This is a genomic window from Variovorax sp. GW821-FHT09D07, assembly GCF_059416345.1.
Genome location: NZ_JBWKOY010000004.1, coordinates 360,271 through 380,663 on the forward strand (window position 1 = coordinate 360,271; position 20,393 = coordinate 380,663).

At 69.4% G+C, this 20,393-nt stretch carries 17 protein-coding genes; 7 read left to right on the forward strand and 10 right to left on the reverse strand.

The window, feature by feature from the left end:
• Nucleotides 1-66: 66 nt before the first annotated feature.
• The 7 genes from AC07OX_RS17390 to AC07OX_RS17420 all read right to left on the reverse strand — a co-directional run bounded on the left by AC07OX_RS17390 (nucleotide 67) and on the right by AC07OX_RS17420 (nucleotide 9,390).
• Nucleotides 67-357 (reverse strand): DUF2277 domain-containing protein, encoded by a 291-nt coding sequence (locus AC07OX_RS17390; protein WP_070062202.1) that lies wholly within the window; start codon nucleotides 355-357, stop codon nucleotides 67-69.
• 113 nt (nucleotides 358-470) lie between these two features.
• Nucleotides 471-836, reverse strand: a complete 366-nt coding sequence (locus AC07OX_RS17395; protein ID WP_070062203.1) for a nuclear transport factor 2 family protein — start codon at nucleotides 834-836, stop codon at nucleotides 471-473.
• Between the two features lie 75 nt (nucleotides 837-911).
• Entirely contained in the window at nucleotides 912-1,259 is a 348-nt protein-coding gene (locus AC07OX_RS17400) for an NIPSNAP family protein (protein ID WP_495261061.1), read from the reverse strand.
• An 18-nt stretch (nucleotides 1,260-1,277) separates the two neighbouring features.
• Complete coding sequence (locus AC07OX_RS17405) at nucleotides 1,278-2,120, reverse strand: hypothetical protein (RefSeq protein ID WP_495261060.1); 843 nt, start codon at nucleotides 2,118-2,120, stop codon at nucleotides 1,278-1,280.
• Nucleotides 2,117-2,629, reverse strand: coding sequence for a phosphatase domain-containing putative toxin (locus AC07OX_RS17410; protein ID WP_495261059.1), 513 nt, complete (start codon nucleotides 2,627-2,629; stop codon nucleotides 2,117-2,119). The genes AC07OX_RS17405 and AC07OX_RS17410 overlap by 4 nt, the downstream gene beginning before the upstream one ends.
• Before the next feature lie 41 nt (nucleotides 2,630-2,670).
• Nucleotides 2,671-3,315 (reverse strand): putative DNA-mimic protein, encoded by a 645-nt coding sequence (locus AC07OX_RS17415; RefSeq protein ID WP_495261058.1) that lies wholly within the window; start codon nucleotides 3,313-3,315, stop codon nucleotides 2,671-2,673.
• A gap of 84 nt (nucleotides 3,316-3,399) precedes the next feature.
• Nucleotides 3,400-9,390, reverse strand: a complete 5,991-nt coding sequence (locus AC07OX_RS17420; RefSeq protein WP_495261251.1) for an alpha-2-macroglobulin family protein — start codon at nucleotides 9,388-9,390, stop codon at nucleotides 3,400-3,402.
• 183 nt (nucleotides 9,391-9,573) lie between these two features.
• On the opposite strand from AC07OX_RS17420, the gene opgC reads away from it, so the two are divergent.
• Nucleotides 9,574-10,716, forward strand: a complete 1,143-nt coding sequence (opgC, locus tag AC07OX_RS17425) for an OpgC domain-containing protein (protein ID WP_492697241.1) — start codon at nucleotides 9,574-9,576, stop codon at nucleotides 10,714-10,716.
• Between the two features lie 125 nt (nucleotides 10,717-10,841).
• Here opgC and AC07OX_RS17430 read toward each other — a convergent pair whose 3' ends face one another.
• Genes AC07OX_RS17430 through AC07OX_RS17440 form a run of 3 tightly spaced genes read right to left on the reverse strand, consistent with a single transcriptional unit; the run spans nucleotide 10,842 to nucleotide 12,991 of the window.
• The gene (locus AC07OX_RS17430; protein WP_495261250.1) at nucleotides 10,842-11,600 is read right to left on the reverse strand and encodes an SGNH/GDSL hydrolase family protein; all 759 of its coding nucleotides are present in this window, start codon (nucleotides 11,598-11,600) and stop codon (nucleotides 10,842-10,844) included.
• A 46-nt stretch (nucleotides 11,601-11,646) separates the two neighbouring features.
• The gene (locus AC07OX_RS17435; RefSeq protein WP_495261057.1) at nucleotides 11,647-12,399 is read right to left on the reverse strand and encodes an anti-sigma factor; all 753 of its coding nucleotides are present in this window, start codon (nucleotides 12,397-12,399) and stop codon (nucleotides 11,647-11,649) included.
• Between the two features lie 16 nt (nucleotides 12,400-12,415).
• Nucleotides 12,416-12,991 carry an RNA polymerase sigma factor gene (locus AC07OX_RS17440; RefSeq protein WP_495261056.1) on the reverse strand — a complete coding sequence of 192 codons (576 nt, stop codon included), beginning with the start codon at nucleotides 12,989-12,991 and terminating at the stop codon, nucleotides 12,416-12,418.
• A 187-nt stretch (nucleotides 12,992-13,178) separates the two neighbouring features.
• On the opposite strand from AC07OX_RS17440, the gene AC07OX_RS17445 reads away from it, so the two are divergent.
• From AC07OX_RS17445 to AC07OX_RS17470, 6 genes are all read left to right on the forward strand, one after another.
• Nucleotides 13,179-13,739 (forward strand): DUF3455 domain-containing protein, encoded by a 561-nt coding sequence (locus tag AC07OX_RS17445; protein ID WP_495261055.1) that lies wholly within the window; start codon nucleotides 13,179-13,181, stop codon nucleotides 13,737-13,739.
• Between the two features lie 97 nt (nucleotides 13,740-13,836).
• Nucleotides 13,837-14,376, forward strand: a complete 540-nt coding sequence (locus AC07OX_RS17450; protein ID WP_495261054.1) for a hypothetical protein — start codon at nucleotides 13,837-13,839, stop codon at nucleotides 14,374-14,376.
• A gap of 25 nt (nucleotides 14,377-14,401) precedes the next feature.
• Nucleotides 14,402-15,703: a hypothetical protein gene (locus AC07OX_RS17455; protein ID WP_495261053.1), complete on the forward strand. Its 1,302-nt coding sequence runs from the start codon at nucleotides 14,402-14,404 to the stop codon at nucleotides 15,701-15,703.
• 87 nt (nucleotides 15,704-15,790) lie between these two features.
• The gene (locus AC07OX_RS17460; protein ID WP_495261052.1) at nucleotides 15,791-17,983 is read left to right on the forward strand and encodes an ATP-binding protein; all 2,193 of its coding nucleotides are present in this window, start codon (nucleotides 15,791-15,793) and stop codon (nucleotides 17,981-17,983) included.
• Nucleotides 17,980-18,600: a response regulator transcription factor gene (locus AC07OX_RS17465; protein WP_056572153.1), complete on the forward strand. Its 621-nt coding sequence runs from the start codon at nucleotides 17,980-17,982 to the stop codon at nucleotides 18,598-18,600. The genes AC07OX_RS17460 and AC07OX_RS17465 overlap by 4 nt, the downstream gene beginning before the upstream one ends.
• A 428-nt stretch (nucleotides 18,601-19,028) precedes the next feature.
• A complete protein-coding gene (locus AC07OX_RS17470) occupies nucleotides 19,029-20,375 on the forward strand; it encodes an MFS family transporter (protein ID WP_095949595.1) in 1,347 nt (448 codons plus the stop codon).
• The last annotated feature ends 18 nt before the right edge of the window (nucleotides 20,376-20,393 follow it).

Below are 20,393 nucleotides of genomic sequence, written 5' to 3' on the forward strand. Positions count from 1 at the left end.
GGGGATGGATGCTCCTGGTGGTGTGGGAAGGGCGGTGCGCTGTTCAGCGCGGGAACGAAGTCTTTTTCATGCGTCCGAGGTCGAAGCAGGTGCGCCGAAACGCAGCGCGGACCGCGCCTTGGCACGCTCGGCCTCGATGGCCCGGTCACGCGGCTCGGCCGTGGTCACCAGCGATTCGATCAGCCGCGCGGCCGTGGCGGCCACCTCGTCCACGGCGCGCTCGAAGGCCTGCTCGTTGGCCCGCGAGGGCACGCTGAAGCCGCTGAGCTTGCGCACGAACTGCAGGGCGGCGGCGCGGATCTCCTGCTCGGTGGCAGGGGGCTCGAAGTTGTAGAGGGTCTTGATGCTGCGGCACATGGCGAATGCTCCTGTCAGGCGCGGCGCAAGGGCCGCGCGGCCAGTCTAGCGAAACAGCGCCTGGTTGCGCAGCACCCGCCGGGGAAGGCCTGCTGGAGGCCCGACCCCCCCGTTCAGCTGCCTTCGTAGAAGAACTCTTCGCGCACGATCTTGCCGTCCTTGACGGTGTACAGCGCCATCTCTTCCATCGTGAAGCGCTGGCCTGTGGGCTTCATGGTCACGTCGAAGCGAAAACCCACGATGAAGCGGTCGTCGTGCGGCCAGGGGCCGGCCACCTGGAACGAATGCACCTCGTGGTTGGCGACCCACCATTCGCCCTTGGCGCGGATGGCCGACAGGCCCACCGACTCGCGCGACATGCCGGGCGGCGCGCTGGCCTCGACGCTGACGGCCTCCGGCGCGTAGAGCGCCTGGGCTTCATCGAATGTCCCTGCTTTGCACAGCGCCACGAGCTTGGCGGCGATTTCCTGGGTGTTCATGCGTTTCTCCAGTGAGTTGGGGGGATGACGGGAGGCGCAGTGTAGGCCCGCGCACCGTGCGTCGTCGACAGATGTTCAACGCGCCGGTTCGTTGAGCGTGCGCAGGCTGTCGACGCCCTCCGGCGAGAGCCACAGCAGCGTGTTCAGGTAGGTCTCGATGCGGTCGACCAGCGCGCTGCGCGGGCCCTCGCGCCATTCGGTGGAGCCATAGAACGCCGCCTGCTCGGCCTCCAGCGCCTCGCGGCTCGCGTAGGCGCGCACGAGGTGGTAGCTCTCTTCCTCGTGGTCCGACTTGCCGTAGCTCACCACGTCCATGCCCTTGCTGCGCAGCATGGGCACCGCGCGTTCATGCATCGCGCGGTGGAAGTCGTCGAGGGTGCCGGGCTTGAGGCGGTAGGTGCGGATTTCGAGGAGGCGCTTCATGGGAATGGACGGCGGCGTTCATGCGGGAATGCGCGGTGCTTCGACGTCGTGCAGCCGCGCGCTGAAGTCGTACCTGTATTCATAGTCGCCCGCGTAGGCCAGCGCGATCTTCCCGGTCCACGTGATGTGGAAGCGGTCGGTGCCCGCGATGCGGTCGAAGCGGATGCGGTGGTGGGCCGCGGCGTCGTGTCCGAGCAGGTAGATGTGAAAGACGTTGTCTTCCATGTCTTCGGGCGGCGGCAGGTCGATGCCGACCTCGAGCCCGTCGAGTCGCGCCAGGCTGAAGTCCTTCAGCGCGCAGACCGCGAAGCCGCCGCCGTCACCCCAGGCGGTCGACGACAGCGTGCAGCGGTGGTAGTTGGTCCAGACCCCGGGCGCGTCCCAGTCGGAGGGGTAATCGATGTCCTCGTCTTCCGGCTCGTCGATCTCGCGCTCGGCGTCGTAGTCTTCGCTGCGCAGGTGCAGGTCGAACCACACCTCGTTGTTCCTCACGGACGCTGTCCAGCGGAACTCCTTGACGGGATGGCCTTCGGGCCAGGGGTTGCCGGCGAAGTGAATGCGGTTTGGAGGCGTCATGGGGCGGGTGTCGTGTGTGTTCGTTGCGCTGTCGTGTGCGCGGGCATGGGCGCTGTCGTCCGCGATCGCGATGCAGCGCTCCAGCAGGCCGGCCTCGCGCACCTCTTCGGTGGTGTTCACCTGGAACACGTTCTTGCCGCAGTCGCTGCAATACCGGATGCCGGGCGTGGCGGTGGCTTCGAGTGCGTCCCAGGGCTTGGGGCACGAGAGCGATCCGTCGCGCCCGCCTTGCGACGGCGCCTGCGGATCGACCGGCGCGCGACCGATGCGGATCGACTTCTTCATGGGGGCGGTGGGCGGTGGGTGCCGAGGATGTACTGCGCGACCCATTCCGCCTGTTCCGGTGTATCGGGCATGTCGACGCCCCGGGAGCGGCTCAGCAGGTGGAAGATGTTCTGGCGCGGAACGCCGAGTCCGTGCAGCAGGCTGCCCGCGATGAGGCCCGTGCGGCCGATGCCGGCGCGGCAGTGGATGGCGATGGCCTTTCCGCTCGCCAGTTCGGCGCCCAGTTCGGCAATGAAGGCCGCCGCGTCCCGCTGCGATGCCGGCAGGCCTCGGTCCGGAATCGGGAAATGCCGGAACACGATGCCATGTTCGGCGCACAGCGCAGGCTCTTCCCGGAGTTCAAGAGCCCTGATTTCCTGCGCCTCGAGCAGGGAGACCACCATGTCCAGCGAGGCACGCTGCCAGGACGCCACCTCGGCGCGCAGCTGGTCGCCGCCGCGCGGGCGTGCCATCAGGCCCAGCCGATGCGGCGGTATGTCGCGGACCCAGTGGATGGTGGTCTCGAACATGGTCTGCGGACCTTACAGCCGATCGATCAGCCGCATCGCCCTCATGTGAAAACGATCGCCGTCTTGTGCGCGATGCTCAGCCGCGCCGATTCGTACAGCAGCAGCCACGACTCGGTCTCGCGGTAAAGGCCTTCGTCCTCGCCCATGCTGTCGGCGATCCGCGCGGCTTCCTCGTCGGACAGCTCGCCGTCCGAAAGCGTGATGCCGAGCGCGGGCGCCACCAGCACCAGTTCCTCGAGCAACCGGTACGACGAGCCGAGCATGCCACCCGGCAGGTCGGTCTCGTCTTCCCCGGCAAAGATCACTTCGTCGAAATCGACCGGCAGGTAGAAGCCTTCCGCGTCGGAGTGGCACAGCAGGTGGCTTTCGAACATGTTGGCCACGTCTTCGAGCGTCTCGTCTTCCGTGGGATCGGTGTCCTCCGGCAGCGGTGTCGCCATCCATCCCGGCGTCGTCACGCGGTGCGCGTAGGCGCGGCGCAGGTAGTGGATGAACGAATAGGGCAGGCCGTCGAGCGGCGCGCGGGACTCGAGCGGCGGCAGGCTGCGGGGTTCCACGTGCGGCGGCAGGCCGGCTTCGGCGAGCTTGCGGTTAGCGGCGGCGAAATCCGCCTCGAAGTGTTCGGCGCCTTCGGGATCGTTTTCGATCAGGTCGGCGAGGATGCCGACGCAAATGGCCAGGCCCATGGGGTTCTCCAGGTTGTGGGTTCGTCGCGATGGTGACGAGGCGCGGTGAAGGCGGGATGACGGCCCGCCTTCACCATGACCGCGTTACTTCGCCGCCTCCACCTTCACCCGCGCATTCGGCGTCTCGCCGAACATCTCGGGCGCGTACATCGCTTCGACGCGGCTGGGCGGCAGCGCGAAGTCGCCGACGTTGTTCAGGCGCACGGTGTATTCCATCTTCACCACGCCCTTGGGCAGGTACTCGTAATAGCTGCGGAAGGCCTCGAAGCTGCGCTCTTCGAACGCCGGCCAGCCGGCGCCGCTCTTCTTCTCGCCCTGCGTGGCGATCTGCGAGTCGCGGCCCAGGCCGCTGCCCAGGATGGTGGCGCCGCCCGGGACCGGGTCGGTGATCACGACCCAGGTCATGTCGGTGCTGGCGTTGACCTCGATGCTCACGCGCAGCACGTCGCCGCGCGTGTACTTGCCGGCCACGGCCTGCTCGACCGGCGTGACGGTCTTCTTCAGCGCATAGCCCGCCGCGAACGGCGCCTTCAGCTGCACGGCGGCCAGCGACTGCAGCGTGAGCCACGGCTTGCCGGTGCCCTGCTGCGTCACCAGCAGCGTGTCGCGCACGGGCGCACCCGTGGGCGATGCGGACCAGGGCAGGAACATCGTGTTGTTGCGCAGGTTGCCCGGCGAGGCGGGCGCGCCGAACATCGTGGTCTGGTTCGGGGCGCCGGTTGCGTCGCTGGCCTTCACGCGCTCCACCTTGCTCCAGTCGACCTGCGCCTTCACCGCGCCCAGCGTGGCGGCGGTGACGCCGGCCACCGGCGTGCTCTCGAACACCTTGCTGAACTTCTCCAGCGCCAGCCCGCCCCACAGGTTGGCGGTGGTGGTGTGCCAGGCGCCGTTCTGCTGGCGGCCGATGAAGCCGTTGGCGAGCTTGCCGATGTCGTCCTTCCAGGCCGGGTCGTCCATCACCGTGAGCAGCAGGCGCGCGGTGTTGACGTCGCCGTTGGTCATGAGCCACCACCAGTAGTCGTCCTGCTCGGTGCTGAAGATGAGCTTGGTGCCCTGGTACGACAGGCGCGCCTTCAGCACGTTGTTGGCCTCGTCCAGGCGCTGCTGGCGCTGCGGCACGTCGTTCACGCGCTTCAGGATGTTGACCCAGTCGATCACCGCGCTGGTGGGCCACTGGTTCGGCGCAATGGTGATGCTGCCGAGCATGCTGCCCTTGGCCTTGCCGTAGCGCGACAAGGCTTCGAGCGCGGCGAGCTTGCGCACGTCCAGGTCCTTGCGCGGGCTCCAGAACTCGCGCGTGACGCGGCCTTCGACGAACGCGATCAGGCCCGACTCCATCGGTGCGCGCGCGTCGTCGGCGAGCGCGAAGGCCGGATTGAGCTGCGCCGCTTCGTGCGTGGCCGCGAGCAGGTACGACGTGAGGATGTCGCTGCCGCGGTTGGCTTCGCCGTCGCGCGGCGGGAAGTAGCTGGCGAGGCCGTCGCTGTCCAGGTAGGTCGGCAGCGTGGCCAGCACGCCCTGCCACATCTTCGCGTCGCGCAGGCCGACCGCCTTGCTGGTCTTCTGCTCGAGGCAGCTGAAGGGGTAGTTGGCGAACCAGTCGCGCACGCCCGGCAGGCCTTCGGCCAGCTTGGGCTGCAGCGACATCTTCAGGCCGCCGCGGCCGGGCAGGGCGTCGGCGGGCGGTGCCACGTCGAGCGTGAACGGCCCGTCGACCTGCACCAGCGTGGCCTGCTGCACCGTGAGCGGCACGGCGGGCACGATGCGCTGGCGCACCTTGAGCGCGTCGCGCGCGCCACCGACCGTGTCTTTCGCCTCGATCTCCCACAGGATGGCTTCGGCGCGCGTCTGCGCGAGCTGCGCGGGCGCGGTCACGTTCCAGGCCACCTCGCGCGATTCGCCGGCCGGAATGTCCACGGTCTGCGTTTCGAGCGTGAGCAGCGTGGCGCGCGGCGTGGCTTCCACCTTCATCGGTTTCTGCGTGGTGTTGCGCAAGGTGATCTGCGCGCGGAACTGGTCGTCCTCGCGCACCAGCGGCGGCAGGCCGCTGATGATCTGCAAATCTTGCGTGGCCTGGATGCTGGCCTGGCCGGTGCCGAACAGGCTGGTGCCCGCATCGGCCACGGCCACGATCTTGAAGGTGGTGAGCGCGTCGTTGAGCGGCACCGTCACCACGGCCTGACCGTTGGCGTCGAGCACGATCTTCGGGTTCCACACGAGCAGGGTGTCGAGCAGCTCGCGCGTCTGGCCCTTGCCGCCGCCGCCGCCCGCAGGCACGGCCTTGCGCCCGTAGTGGCGCCGGCCGACGATTTCCATCTGCGCGGTGGAGGTGCTCACGCCCCAGCTGCGCCGCTGCAGCATCGCGTTGAGCAGGTTCCAGCTGTCGTTGGGCATGAGCTCCAGCAGGGCCTGGTCGACCGCGGCCAGCGCCACTTCGGCGCCGGCGGCCGGCTTGCCGTCGGGCAGCTTGGCGGTGATGGTGACCTGCGCCTTGCTGCGGATCGGGTAGCTGGGCTTGTCGCTGGTGACGGTCACGTCGATCTGGTGCGCGCGCGTGCCGACGCGGATCTCGGCCATGCCCAGGCGGTAGGCGGGCTTGCTCAGGTCGACCATCGCGGTGGGCGCGACGTATTCCTTGCCCTCGTACCAGAAGGCGGTCCACCACTCGCGCGGTGCCTTGAAGCCCCAGGTGAAGAAGCTGTACCACGGCACTTCGCGCAGGCGACCGCGCAGTGCGAGCACGCTCACGTAGGCGTTCGGCCCCCACTCGGGCTTGACCTGCAGGCTGACCGTCGGGTCCTTGCCGTCGAGCTGCACCACGTGCGTTTCGATGATGCCTTCACGTTCCACGGCCACCAGCGCGGTCGCAAAGCGGAACGGGCTGCGCACCTGGAACTTGGCGACTTCGCCGGGCTGGTAGCTCTTCTTCTCGGGCAGCACGTCGATGCGGTCGTTGTCCTCGCCGCCGAACCAGAGTTCGCCCTGCTTGGTCACGTAGACCGAGCTCACGGCGCTGGCGCTGCGGCCGTCGCTGTCGGTGGCGCTGGCCACCAGCTCGACCTCGCCGGCCTCCTTCAGCTCCGATTCGCACAGCAGCAGGCCGCGCGAGTCGCTCTTGCCGGAGCAGACGGTGCCGATGTCCTTGGTCTCGGTCTTGTTGTCGTAGGTGTAGAAGCCGCCCACCATGCGCTTGCGGCTGGTGGTGGTGATGCGCGCCACGGCGCGCACGTTGAGCGTCACGCCGGCCTGGGGCTTGCCCGTGAGGTCGAGCGCGAGCGCCTGGAACTTGAGCTTCTGGCTGGTGGAGACCCAGCCCTCGGTCTTGATGCCGGCGATGACCGACGCGGGCCACAGCGTCTGCGTGCTGCGAATGGTCTGCACCTCGCCGTTCGGGTCGGCGTAGGTGGCTTCGAGCAACAGCTCGCGCGCCGCCTTCACCTTGGGCACCTTGTCGATCGTGACCTTGCCGGCGCCGTCCTTGTTCAGCGTGAGCGGCAGCTTGTCGGCGATCACGCGGGTGTCGTTCACGCTGTTGAGGTCTTCCTCGCCGGCGCTGGTGTCGGCGGCGGTGGCGGCTTCGCTGCCGTCGCCGGCGGCGCGCGGCGGGTTGAAGCTGAAGGCGTCGTAGTCGGAAAAGCTCAGGCCCTTGCCGCGCACCATGGCCGACACGCGCACCGGCAGGTTGGCGGCGCCGCCGCCGGCCACGTAGTTGATCTGCACGTCGGTGGGCACGCTCGTGGCGGCCACCAGCGGCTTCTTCTCGGTGGGCGCGATGCGGCCTTCGAGCACGGGCAGGCGGAACTCCTCGACGCGGAAGATGCCGGTCGAGTAGGTGCGGTTGTTGCCTTCGTCGCTGGTGCCGTCGCCGCTGCGCAGCTCGACCTGGTACACGCCGAGCTTGGCGGCCGGCGGAATGGCAAAGCTGTTCTCTGCGCTCAGGCCGCCGGTGGCGGTCTTGCGCCAGGCCAGCGGCTGGGTGAAGCGCTGGCCGCTGCCCATGTGGGTCACGACCAGCGTGTCGGGCCGGTCTGCCGGCAGGCCGAAGCCCTTGCTGGTCTGGGTGCGCAGCAGGCTCTTCATCGACACCGTCTCGCCGGCGCGCAGCAGCGTGCGGTCGAAGATGGTGTGGGCGATGCCGTCGGGGCGCACGTCCAGGCTGGTGGGCACGTTGAAGCGCCAGGGCTCGATGCCGCGCTGCCAGTCGCTCCAGGTGAAGGCGAGGTCTTCCACGCCCTTGTCGTCCTTGGCGCGCGCGCTCACGAACCAGGCGCTGGTCTCGTACTCGTTCGGGCCGTTGCAGCTGGGCGCATCGGGCGATACGCCGTTGAGCATCACGATGCCGCTGGCGTCGGTGGTGCCGGTGGCCACGGCCTTGCCGTCGCAGCTGGACACGCGCACCTCGGCGCCTGCCACCACCTTGCCCTTGTCGAGCGTGGTGACCCAGGCCATCGAGTTCTCGCGGCCCAGCTTGAAGTGCACGGCCAGGTTGGTGGCCAGCGCGGTGGTGCGCACGTACATCGTGCGCCCGGCGTTGTAGCGTTCGTCGAGCAGGGCTTCGCCGAGTTTCTGCGAGGCGATCTCCAGCACGTGGAAGCCCGGCGTGAGCGGGATGCCGACCACTTCGAAGGGGCGCGGGTCGCCGCTCTCGGCCTTGGGCATGTCCAGGGCCTTCACGCCCGGCTGGCCGCCGAGCAGCGACACCATGCGCGTCTGCACGTGCGAGCGTTCGTTCTTGTCGATCACCGGGGGCAAGGCGCCCTTCACGTCGCGGCGCGCGGTGTCGCGGCTGACCGTGTAGCTGTCGTAGCGGCGCACCTTGCGGTACCACGCGATGATCTCGGCGTCGGTCTTGGGGTTGAGGTCGCTCACCTTGCCGGGCGTGAGCGCCTGCACCATCAGCTGCGGCTCCACGCGGCGCACGGTGACCGGCATCATCGCCGGGGTGCCGGGCTCGGCCAGGCGCTCGATCACGCCGAAGGGCGAGGCCGCGAACTTGGCCAGCGGCGGCATCGCGCCGGTCGCCACCTTCAGCGGAAAGCTGCCGGGCGTGCCCAGTGGGCGGCCCGAAGCGTCCTGGAAGCCGGAAGGCAGCTCGATGCTGAACTGCGTGCTCTCGGCCAGCGGCGGGCCGAAGCTCGCGCTGTTGACCACGTCGTCGTCGTTCTGCGAGCCGCCGCCGCTTTCGAGCGTGGCCTTGATCGTCTTGCCGTCGCCCTTGAGCACGATCTGCGACGCCACCTTGCGCGTCACCGGCGCGTTGAACTGCAGCTGCATCGGGCGCAGCGGCAGGCAGGCGGCCTGCGCGTTCTCGCGCTCGCAGGTGAAGGACACGGCGAAGGGCTCGCGTACCTGGTAGTCGAAACGGCGTTCCACGTTGTTGGCGACACCCGACGGCGTGGCCACGCCCTTGCCGTAGACGACCTGCACCTTGGCGCCGGGCGTGAGGGTGCGGTTGCACTGCATCGTGATGAAGCGCAGCGGGTCTTTCGCGGCTTCCTTCTCACGGTGGAAGGCCTTGAGCAGTTCGGTGCGCGCCTCGCCCTCGAGCAGCTTGGCCGGAATGCGTTCGCCGACACCGTCGGCCGCGCACCAGACGTTCTGGCGCACGCTGTCGATGGTGGCCGCGCCGTTGAGCTCGAGCACGAACATCTGCTGCTCGTCGATGCGGGCGTAGGTGCCCGGCATGTAGTTGCGCACGAACGGGCCGCCGCTATTGAATTGATAGCGTTCGGGGCCGGTCAGCTCGCCGCCGCCGGCCGGCTTGAAGGTGGGAATGCGGGTGACCGAGCAGCGCACGCCGGGCGGCAGGTCGTTCTCGAAGTCGTAGACCCAGGCCTTGGCGTCGGTCCAGCGGCCGGTGCCCTTGCCGGCCTGCGCGTCCGAGCAGCTCACGGTGAGCGGGGCGGGCGCCTTGGGGTCGCCGAAGTTGACCGCCGCCTGATCGAATTTGGCGACGACCTGGCGCACGCGCGCCACTTCGCCCTGCGGGGTCAGGCTGGTGATCTGAAGTGCATGGCCCGGGCCCGCCGCGAGCGCGCCGGCGGCCAGTAGCAATGTCGGAATGAAACGGTTCACGGAGTTCTCCACCTTGAGGCAGCGCGCAGCGTAGCCGATTTGCATGGCGCTCCGGGAGTGCCAAGCGTCATAGGCCGTCCGTGTTTGAAGCGCGCGTTCGGTCGACGTACGCCGGTCTTCTTACAATCGCTGACGTCGTGCGTGCGCTGCGCAGACCGCCACCAAGACCTCGCCGCCGACCGAATGAAACGCTACTGGGAAATAGACGCCTTGCGCGGGCTGATGCTCGTGCTGATGACCGTCACCCACCTGCCCACGCGGCTGACCGATCCACTGGGCCAGCCTTTCGGCTTCGTGTCGGCCGCCGAGGGCTTCGTGCTGCTGTCGGCCTTCGTGGCGGGGCTGGTCTACAGCCGCATCGGCCACGTGCGCGGGGTCGACTCGATGCGCCAGGCCTTCTGGCGGCGCGTGCTCAAGGTCTACCTGTGCCAGGCGGCGATCCTGCTGTTTTTGTTCACCGTGATCGCCGCGCTCGGCGTGCACATCGACCAGCCGGCGGTCAAGAACCTCGTGTCGTACTACCTGGCCGAGCCGCGCGACGGCTTCCTGTTCGGGCTGCTGCTGATCTACGAGCCGCCGCTGCTGGACATCCTGCCGATGTACATCTTCTTCATGCTCATGAGCCCCTGGGTGCTGGCCTTCGCCATGCGCCACGGCTGGACGCTCGTGATGGTGGCCAGCGCCACGGTCTGGGCGATGGCGCAGTTCGGGCTCAGCGAATGGGTCTACGGACTGGCGGTGCGTTACCTCGGCGTGCCGGTGCCGTTTCACGAGATGGGCGCCTTCAACACCTACGCTTGGCAGTTCCTGTGGTTCGCCGGCCTGTGCCTGGGCGCCAGCCGCAACGCGCCCGACGCCCGGCCGCTGCGCTTTCCGGCCTGGCTGCTGGTGCTGGCGGCGGGCATCGCGCTCTACGGCTTCTACTGGCGCCACACCGGCATCAACGGCCAGGCGCCGTTCGGCGGCGATGTGGAAATGAACCTGCTGTTCGACAAGTGGCAGCTCGGCCCGCTGCGGATCGTGAACCTGGTGGCGCTGGGCATCCTGGCGGTGCGCTTCGGGCCCTGGCTCATGCGCAAGATCCCGCGCCTGCACTGGCTTGAGGCGATGGGCTCGGCCTCGCTGCCGGTGTTCTGCGCGCACCTCGTGGCGGTGCTGCTGGTGCTGGCCTTCTACGGCGACAACCAGATGGCGCGGCCCTGGTGGGGCGACGGCCTGCTGCTGGCGGCGGTGTTCGCGGGGATGTACTTCGTGGCACGCTTCACGCGCGGCGCCGACGTGCCGCCGCCGGCGGATGACGTGCCTTCGGAGCCTGCGCCGGCGTGAAAGAACTCGCCCCCAGGCTTCGCGCACTTCGTGTCGCTTCTCCTACCCCCTACCGGGGGCGGCACCTGCGGCCCGGCAAAGCCGGTTCCGCGGTGTCTCGCGAATGAATCGCGTCGGCTGTCGGCTCAGGGCTGTACCGCAGGCGGCATCGGAAGATGCGGCGCCACCACCGACTGCCACAGCCGGTAGCCCTCGTCCGTCAGGTGCAGCCGGTCGCCGCGGAACAGCTCGGGGCGCGGGCGGCCGTCCGCGCCGAGCATCGGCGTGTGGATGTCGATGTACTCGCTGTTGGGCAGCAGGTTCAGGTAGGCCGAGATCACGTGGTTGGTCTCGCGGATCTGCGGCATGAGCTGCTCGCGCGACGGGCTGGGCTTGACCGAGATGAAGCTGATGCGCGCGTCGGGCAGCTCGGCGCGCACCGCGTTGGCAAAGCGCGCGAAGCTGTCCAGCACCTGCAGCGGCGTGCGGCCCTCGGCCAGGTCGTTGTCGCCCGCATAGAGCACCACCTGCCGGGGCTTGTAGCGCACCACGAGGTCGCGCGCGAACAGGGCGCAGTCGGCCAGCGTCGAGCCGCCGAAGCCGCGGTTGACGATGCCGCCCGGCACGCGGGAAAAGTCCTGCGACAGGCGCGTCCACATGCGCACGGTGGAGCTGCCCACGAACACCACGCCGCCCGGCGCCGGAAAGCGCTCCTGATCGGCGCGCGCGAAGGCGGCCAGTTCGTTGTGCCAGCGGGCCTTGGCGGCGAGGTAGGCGGAGGTGGTGTCGGCGGCCGTGGCGCCGTCGGCTTCGTAGGGGAAGGCGGCGGCCGCGGTCTGGGCCTGGGCGGTGAAGGCGGCGGTTGCCAGCAGCAGGGCGGCGGTGGCCGCCAGCGCGGATTTCATCGAAGGCATCGGAAAGAGAACGGAAGCGGAGAAATTCAGGACAGGGTCAGAGCGTTTTTTCGATCAGCGGGCCATGGAACAGCACCGGCCCGGTCGGGCCGCCCGCGCTCGGCACGCCGCCCTTGGGCTCCAGGCTGATCGCCAGCGCCGGTACGCGCACATCGGATTCCGAGGCGGCCAGCCGCAGCGCCGGTGCATTGTCCAGCACGCCGAGCGAGCGCGGCGCGCCGCCGGGCGGCAGGGCCCACAGCTGCAGCGACTTGTCGGCGCCTTCGCGGAAGCTGCCCACGCGCTGCAGCACGAGCTGCTTCTTCTTCGGGTCGAAGGTCACGAGCATGGAGGCGGCGGCCTTGTCGTCGGACAGCACGGCCACGTACTGCACGGCGGGCGCGTTGATCAGCTGCTCGCGCAGGTTCAGGCCCACGCCCACGGCCAGCAGGGCCACGAGCGCGCCGGCCGCGGCGGCGCCGCGCCACAGCGCAAGGCTGCGCAGCCAGCCGCCCGTCGACGCAGACGCAATGGGCGCGGCGTTGTCGCGCTGCCGCTCGAGGGCCTGCTGCGCCTGCTCGGCGTCGATCAGGTTGCGGATGCGGGTCCAGACGGCCGGGTCGGGCGTGACCGGCTGCTGCAGCTCGGTCATGCCGGCCAGCCGGCCCTGCCAGACCAGCGCGGCGGCGCGCACGGGCGCCTGCTCGCGTGCCAGGGTTTCGAAGCGGCGGCGGGCGCCGCCGCGCAGCGTGCCCAGCGCATGGCTGGCGGCCAGCAGTTCGAGCAGTTCGGGGTGGGCAAGGAGGTTCATGGGGCGGGTCTCGTGGTCAGGCGAAGCGGCCCATGCAGGTGCGCAGCTTGTCGAGCCCGCGCCGGATCCAGGTCTTCACGGTGCCCAGCGGCAGCTTGAGCTGGTCGGCCAGCTCGCTGTGGCTCATCTCGCGCAGGTAGGCCAGGCTGACCACCTCGCGCTGGCGGCCCTCGAGCTGGCTCAGGCACTGGTGCAGCGCCCAGGCCTGCTCGCTCGCATCGGCCATGTCGGCCGGGTTGGGCGTGTCGGATTCGAAGGTGTCGGCCATCAGCTCGTCGAACTCCTGCGTGAGCTGGGCGCGGTCGGCGGTGCGGCGGCGCAGCAGGTCGAGCGAGCGGCTGCGCACGATGAGCCCCAGCCAGGCCAGCGGCGGACTCAGCGAGGCGCGGTAGTCGCCGGCCACGCGCCAGATGGTGAGGAAGGACTCCTGCAGCACGTCTTCGGCCCACTCGCGCTGGCGCACCACCCGCATCGCCAGCCCCATGAGGCGGGGCGCGGTGCGGTCGTACAGCTGTCGCAGGGCGGCTTCGTCGCGATGGCCGATCCGGTCGATCAGCGCCATCAGTTCGGCGTCGGGGCTGGGGGCTGTCATTCGCGGATTGTGGGGCATCGGTGCGCATGTCCGAGGTACGGCCCGGCCGGGGCGGCGGATTCAGCGCGACCGGTCTGAATCCAACGGGCGTCGGGCTGCGTACACGGGGCAGGGGGGCGTCGACATGCAGAACTCCAGACGGCGGCTCTTTCTTTTTCACCACCGATCAGACACCAAGGAAACGACCATGCACATCCGCACCCTGACCGTCCTGGCTTCCACCACCGCAGCGGCGCTTGGCCTGGCCGCCTGTTCCGGCATGGGCGCCAAGCCCGCGCCGATGTTCTCGCAGGCCAGCCTGCCCGACACCGTGAAGGTGCCCGCCGGCCACCGCGTGGCCATGGAAACCGTGGGCGCCGGCGACATCACCTACGAATGCCGCGCCAAGGCCAACACGCCGGGCGCGCACGAATGGGTCTTCGTCGGCCCCGACGCCAAGCTGATGGACCGCGCCGGCAAGCAGGTCGGCAAGTACTACGGCCCGCCCGCCACCTGGGAGAACGCGGACGGCTCGAAGGTCACGGCCACACAGGTGGCGGTGGCGCCGAACGGCAGCGGCAACATTCCCCACCAATTGGTGAAGGCCAACCCCGCCACCGGCATGGGCGCCATGCAGGGCGTGAGCTACATCCAGCGCGTCGCCACGCAGGGCGGCGTGGCCCCCGCCGCCGCCTGTGGCGCCACGAACCTGGGCCAGAAACAGGTCGTGAAGTACCAGGCCGACTACATCTTCTACCGCGCCGGCTGAAGCGCCGGGAACCCCCGCTGCGCCGCCGTTTGGAAACATTCGGCAACGTATACTGCGCCGCAAAACGGAGCGGGACCGCGTGCGCGCGGGGGCGGGAATGAAGCAAATTGCGATCGTGATCGCGCTCTGCGTGGGCGCGTGGTTCTTCTTTGTCGGCGGCCGCAAGCTCGACGAGGCGATGGTGCGCGACTACTACCGGAAGGACGCCCACGCCGTGTACTCGCGCGACGCCGAGGCGATCTGCAAGCAACTCAGCCGCAAGGCGGTGATCGAGAGCAAGGTCACGGCCATGGGCCGCACCCTCGAGACCACCCAGAACCGCGACGAAGCCTGCGACACGGTGAAGGAAAACATCGAGCTGTTTCGCACCGTCGGCGACCGCATGGGCGGCATCCTCACCATCGAGTACGACTACCACATCGACAGCATCGAGGTGGCCACCGACCGCAAGAGCGCCACCGTCACGGGCACCAGCGTGCTGAAGATGGGCGAGTCGGTGCTGCAGTACAAGAGCAGTTTCACCCAGCGTCTGGAGCGCGAACTCGGCCAGATGCGCCTCGTGCATTCCAACGGCATCACCGTGGTGCGCCTGGGCGGCGCGGGCGCGATGAGCCAGAGCGACTTCTTCCGCAAGTAGCCGCATCAGCACCCCAGGCCCCGCCATGATCGACCGCGACTCCCTGCCGCCGCCCCCGCCGTTCTGGCACCGCCTCAACAGCTTCTTCGCCTTTCCGCTCCAGCTGCGGCCGCTGGCCTACGGCCTGGTGCTGTCGTTCTGCAGCCTGCTGTTCGAGGCCGTGTTCTTCCTGCCCGATGCGCTGGCCTTCGTCGTCATCGAGGTCGGCATCATCCTGGCGGCCAGCCGCTACGGCTTCAAGGTCATTGCGCTGGGCGCGCGCGGCATCCGCGACTCGGCCGACTTCGGGCGCGAGTCGAGCGACGAGTGGACCTACCTGCCGTGGAAGCTCTTCGCCATCTCGCTGGTGCAGACGATGCTCATCGGCTGGCTCGCGTGGTACGAGCCGGTGCTGGGCACGGTGGGCCTCTTCATCATGTCCTTCACCTTCCCGGCGGCGGTGATCGTGCTGGTGCAGTCGGGCAGCTTCTTCCAGGCCATGAACCCGGGCTACGTGATGGACGCGATGCGCACCATCGGCTGGCCTTATGCGCTGCTGTGCTTCTTTTTGTTCCTGTTGAGCACGGGCGCGCAGGTGGCGATCTCGATGGTGCTGCCGGTGTTCGACGGGCGCATCGTGCTGCCGATCGTCAACTTCGCGTTCATCTACTTCGGTTGGGTGATGGCGAGCCTCCTGGGCTACGTGATGTACCAGCACCACGACGCCTTCGGCATCGACCTCGTGCCCGGCGCGGGTGCCGACATCGGCGCGCCGGTCGACCGCCGCACGCCCGCGCAGATCGCCGCGCAGCGCACCGATGCCGAGGTGGCGCAGTGCATCACCGACGGCGACCTGCCTGCCGCGCTCGGCATTGCCTACGAGGCCCAGCGCACCGCCGACGCCGACGACTTGGCCGCGCAGCGCCGCTACCACCGCGTGCTGGCGCTCATGCCCGAGAAGAAGGACACGCTGTTCGACCACGCGCGCCGCTTCATTCCGCTGTTGATGCGGCGCGACCTCGCATCGGACGCGCTGAAAGTCTTCAAGGCCTGCCGCGCCATCGACAAGACCTTCGTGCTCGACGACCCGGCGATGGTCATCGCGATGGCCCGCGCCGAGTGGCGTGGCGGCGACGCCCACGGCACACTCGCGCTGCTGTCGGGCTTCGACAAGCGCTTCCGTGGCCACGCGGCGATCCCGCAGGCCTACGAACTCGCGGCCCGCGCGCTGGTGCAGGGGCTGGGCCGCACGGACATGGCGCAGCCGATCCTCACGACGCTCGAGGCCCGCTACCCCGAGAGCGAGCAGACGCAGGAAGTGCGCTGGCTGCTGCGGCCGGCGGCCTGAGAGGGGGCCGGCCCGCGGATCAGGGCAAAATTCCGCACGCCGCGCCGGCCGGACCTGCGGACCTGCGGACCTGCGGACCTGCCTCCCATGCCGCCCCTTTCGCCCGAACCGTCCCTTCCTGCTCCCTCTTCGTCTGCATCGCCGGCGCGTTCCCGCCGCCGTGCGCTGGTGGCCTGGGCGGGCGCCGTGGCGCTGGCGCTGCTGCTGATCGCCGTGGCAGGCCAGTGGGCCGCGCGGCGCGAGGCGAACTTCCAGGCCGACTCGATCCGCCGCGCCATGGAAGTGCACGTGCTCGGCCTGCGCGACGCCGCCGGCAAGTACGGCTACCTGCCGTTCACCGCCGGCATGCACCCCGACGTGCTGGCCGTGCTGGCCTACCCGCAGGACCCCGCCGCGCGGCAGCGCGCCAACCACCACATCGAGGAGGTGAACCGCCTCGCGGGCTCCGACGCGCTGTACCTCACCGACCCGCAGGGCCTCACGCTGGCCGCGAGCAACTGGGCCACGCCGCAGAGCTTCGTGGGCGAGTCGTACGCCAACCGGCCGTACTTTCTCGACGCGCGCGCCGGGCGGCGCGGCCTGTTCTACGGCGTGGGCCAGACCACGGGCGAGCCGGGGCTGTTCATGTCGGCACCGGTACGCGCCGAGGGCGGCGGCGAGGTGCTGGGCGTGGTCACCGTCAAGGTCAGCCTGCGCCAGCTGCACGACGCCTGGGCCTTCGTGCGCGATCCGATCCTGCTGACCGACGCGCGCGGCATCGTGTTCCTGAGCTCGGTGCCGGGCTGGATGTACCAGGCCACGCGGGCGCTGAGCCCCGCCGACCTGGCCGGCATCGAGCACGACCAGCAGTACGGCGCGCGCACCCGCTTCGCGCCGCTGCCCTGGCGCGTCGAGCACATCGAGGGTGCGCCGGGCTACCTGGTGCGCACCACGGTCGGCGGCAAGGCGCGCCGTTTTCTCGCCGTCGACGAGCCCTTGCCCGACCTGGGCTGGACCCTGACGGTGATGGCCGACCACGCCGAAGTCACCCGCGCGCGCGAGCGCACCTGGATGCTCGGCCTGCTGGGCGCCGGCGTGCTGCTGCTGGGCGCGCTGTACTGGCGGCTGCGCGAGCGCCGCTTCGCCGAGCAGCGCGATGCGCGGCGCGACCTGGAACTGCGCGTGCGCGAGCGCACCCACGAGCTGGACCAGGCGCATGCCTTTCGCAAGGCGATGGAAGACTCGCTGCTGGTCGGCATGCGCGCGCGCGACCTGCAGGGCCGCATCATCTACGTCAACCCGGCCTTCTGCGAGATGACCGGCTACGGCGCCGACGAGCTGCTGGGGCGGCTGCCGCCGTACCCCTACTGGCACCCCGACGACGTGACGCAGCACTGGTTTCACTACGAGGCCATGATGAGCGGGCAGCCCGCGCGCTCGGGCTTCGAGTCGCGCCTGCGGCACCGCGACGGGCACGAGGTCATCACCATGGTCTACACCGCGCGGCTCATCGACGCCGACGGCCGCCACAGCGGCTGGATGAGCTCGGTGGTCGACATCACCGAGCAGAAGCGCGCCGAGCTGCGCCAGCGCCAGAACGACGAGCAGCTGCAGCACGCGCAGCGCCTGGCCAGCCTGGGCGAGATGGCCTCCACGCTGGCGCACGAACTCAACCAGCCGCTGATGGCGCTGAGCAACTTCGCCAGCGCCGCCAAGGCCTTCGCCGCGCAGGGCAACCAGCCGCTCTTGGCCAGCAGCCTCGACGAGACCGTGGCGCAGGCCAAACGCAGCGCCGAGATCGTGCGGCGCATCCGCGGCTTCGTGCGCCAGCGCACCGCCGGCACCGAAGACTGCGCGGTGGCCGCGCTGGTGGCCAACGTGCTGGCGCTGCTGCAGGGCGAGATGCGTCAGCGGCAGGTGCGCGCCGAGGTGCGCGTGGCGCCCGCGCTGCCGCCGGTGCGCGGCGACCGCGTGCTGCTCGAGCAGGTGCTGCTGAACCTGCTGTCGAACAGCCTGCAGGCGATGGAACAGGGCACGCCGCCCGACCGGCGCGTGGTGGAGGTCGAGGCCGAGCTGCGCGAAGGCCGCGTGCACATCCGCATCGCCGACCACGGCCCCGGCATCGACGCCGCGCTGGCCGAGCAGGTGTTTGCGCCGTTCTTCACCACCAAGGCCGGCGGCCTCGGGCTGGGCCTGAACATCTGCCGCACCATCGTGGAGGCCCACCGCGGCCGGCTGTCCTTTGCCGACCGGCCTGGCGGCGGCACGGTCTTCACCCTCGAACTGGAGGCTTCCCCGTGAACGCACCCCTGCTTGCCAACCACCTGTGCGTCGTCGACGACGACGAGGCCGTGCGCCGCTCCCTGGGCCTGCTGCTGCTGTCGCGCGGCCATGCGGTGCAGGCCTTTGCCTCGGGCGAGGCTTTCCTGGCCGGTGCCGACCTGCAGCGCCCGGGCTGCGCCATCCTCGACCTGCGCATGGAGGGCATGAGCGGCCTGCAGGTGTTCGACGCGCTGCGCGCGCAGGACAGCCCGCTGGTCGTGATCTTCCTGTCCGGGCACGGCGACATCCCGATGGCGGTCGAGGCGGTGCAGAACGGCGCCTTCGGCTGGCTGGAAAAGCCCTGCAACGACGAGCGCTTGCTCGACAGCATCGCCAAGGCATTGCAGAAAGCCGAGGAGATCGCCGTGCGCCGCCAGGCCCGGCAGGCCGCGCAGGCGCTGTGGGCCAAGCTCACGCCGCGCGAGATGCAGGTCGCCCGGCTCGTGGCCGAAGGCCTGCCCAACAAGCGCATCGCGCAGGAACTCGCGCCGCTGGAGCTGCGCACGGTGGAAACGCACCGGGCGCACATGTTCGCGAAGCTGGGCTTTTCGAGCAGCCTGGAGCTGGATCGCTTCTTGCGCGAGCACGGGTTGTAGGTCTGTTCGGGGCGCGTGCCCAGGCCACCGGGTACTTCCCTCCGCGAATGTCCCCCGCCTTCGGCTCCTCCTTGATTTCGCTGCGGGAAGCACCCAGTGTCCTGGGCACGCTGGGCGCTGTCGTTGTGCTGGCCCGATCAACGACTGCACTGAACACGCTCACGCCGATGGGGCGCCTTGCGCAGCGAAATCAAGGAGGAGGCCGCAGGCCGGGGGACATTCGCGGAGCAAGGTGCCCCGTCGGCGGGAGCGTCGCCCTGAAAGCGCCCGAACCTCCGGCTAGAACTTAGGGTTTACCCCTGCGTACCGGTACGCAGTCCCGCGGCGGGGGCCCTACGGACGACAGCGCGCCCCTGGCGGACCAGACTCCCCGGCACGGCTTTCCGCGGGCTTCGCGGGGGCTGCAGCCAGAGACAAGGACCCCCCGCATGACCGCTATTGCCAGCAGCAGCACGAGCGCCGGCGCTTCCAGCCCGGACGCGACCCGCGACACCACTCCCTACACCTTCGAGGAAAAGCGCAAGCGCATCTTCGCCATCTTCGCCGCCTCGTCGGGCAACCTGGTGGAGTGGTTCGACTTCTACGTCTACGCCTTCTGCGCGATCTATTTCGCGCCCTCGTTCTTCCCCAAGTCGGACCCGACGGTCCAGCTGCTGAACACCGCCGGCGTGTTCGCCGCCGGCTTCCTGATGCGCCCGATCGGCGGCTGGCTGTTCGGCCGGCTGGCCGACCGCAAGGGCCGCAAGACCTCGATGGTGACCTCGGTCGTCATGATGTGCGTCGGCTCGCTGGTCATTGCCTGCCTGCCCACCTACGCGCAGATCGGCGCCTGGGCGCCCGCGCTGCTGCTGGCCGCGCGCCTGCTGCAGGGCCTGTCGGTCGGTGGCGAGTACGGCACCACCGCCACCTACATGAGCGAAGTGGCGATGCGCGGCCAGCGCGGCTTCTTCTCGTCGTTCCAGTACGTCACGCTGATCGGCGGCCAGCTGCTGGCCGTGGTGGCCGTGGTGGTGCTGCAGCAGCTGCTCACCGAGGCCGAGCTCAAGGCCTGGGGCTGGCGCATTCCCTTCGTGCTGGGCGCCCTGGCCGCCGTCGTGGCGCTGATGCTGCGCCGCACGCTGACCGAAACGGCCAGCACCAAGACCCGCGCCGCCAAGGGCGCCGGCAGCGTCGCGGAGCTGTTCAAGCACCACAAGCGCGCCTTCCTCGTGGTGCTGGGCTACACGGCCGGCGGCTCGCTGATCTTCTACACCTTCACCACCTACATGCAGAAGTACCTGGTGAACTCGGCCGGCATGTCGATCAAGACCGCCAGCAACGTGATGACGGCGTGCCTCTTCCTGTACATGTGCATGCAGCCGCTGTTCGGCGCGCTGTCGGACCGCATCGGCCGTCGCAGCAACATGCTGCTGTTCGGCGCGCTGGGCGCGCTGATGACGGTGCCCGTGCTGAGCAACCTGCAAAACGTGAGCAGCCCGCTGATGGCCGGCGTGCTGATCACGCTGGCCCTGGCGGTGGTGAGCTTCTACACCTCGATCAGCGGCATCGTGAAGGCCGAGATGTTCCCGCCCGAAGTGCGCGCGCTGGGCGTGGGCCTGTCGTACGCGGTGGGCAACGCCATCTTCGGCGGCAGCGCCGAGTACGTGGCGCTGGGCCTGAAGTCGATCGGCCACGAGTCGTACTTCTACTGGTACGTGACGGCGATGATGGGCGTGGCCTTCCTGGTCAGCCTGCTGCTGCCGAAGCAGGCGACCTACCTGCACAACGACAAGTAAGCGCAGCGGCGCTTCATC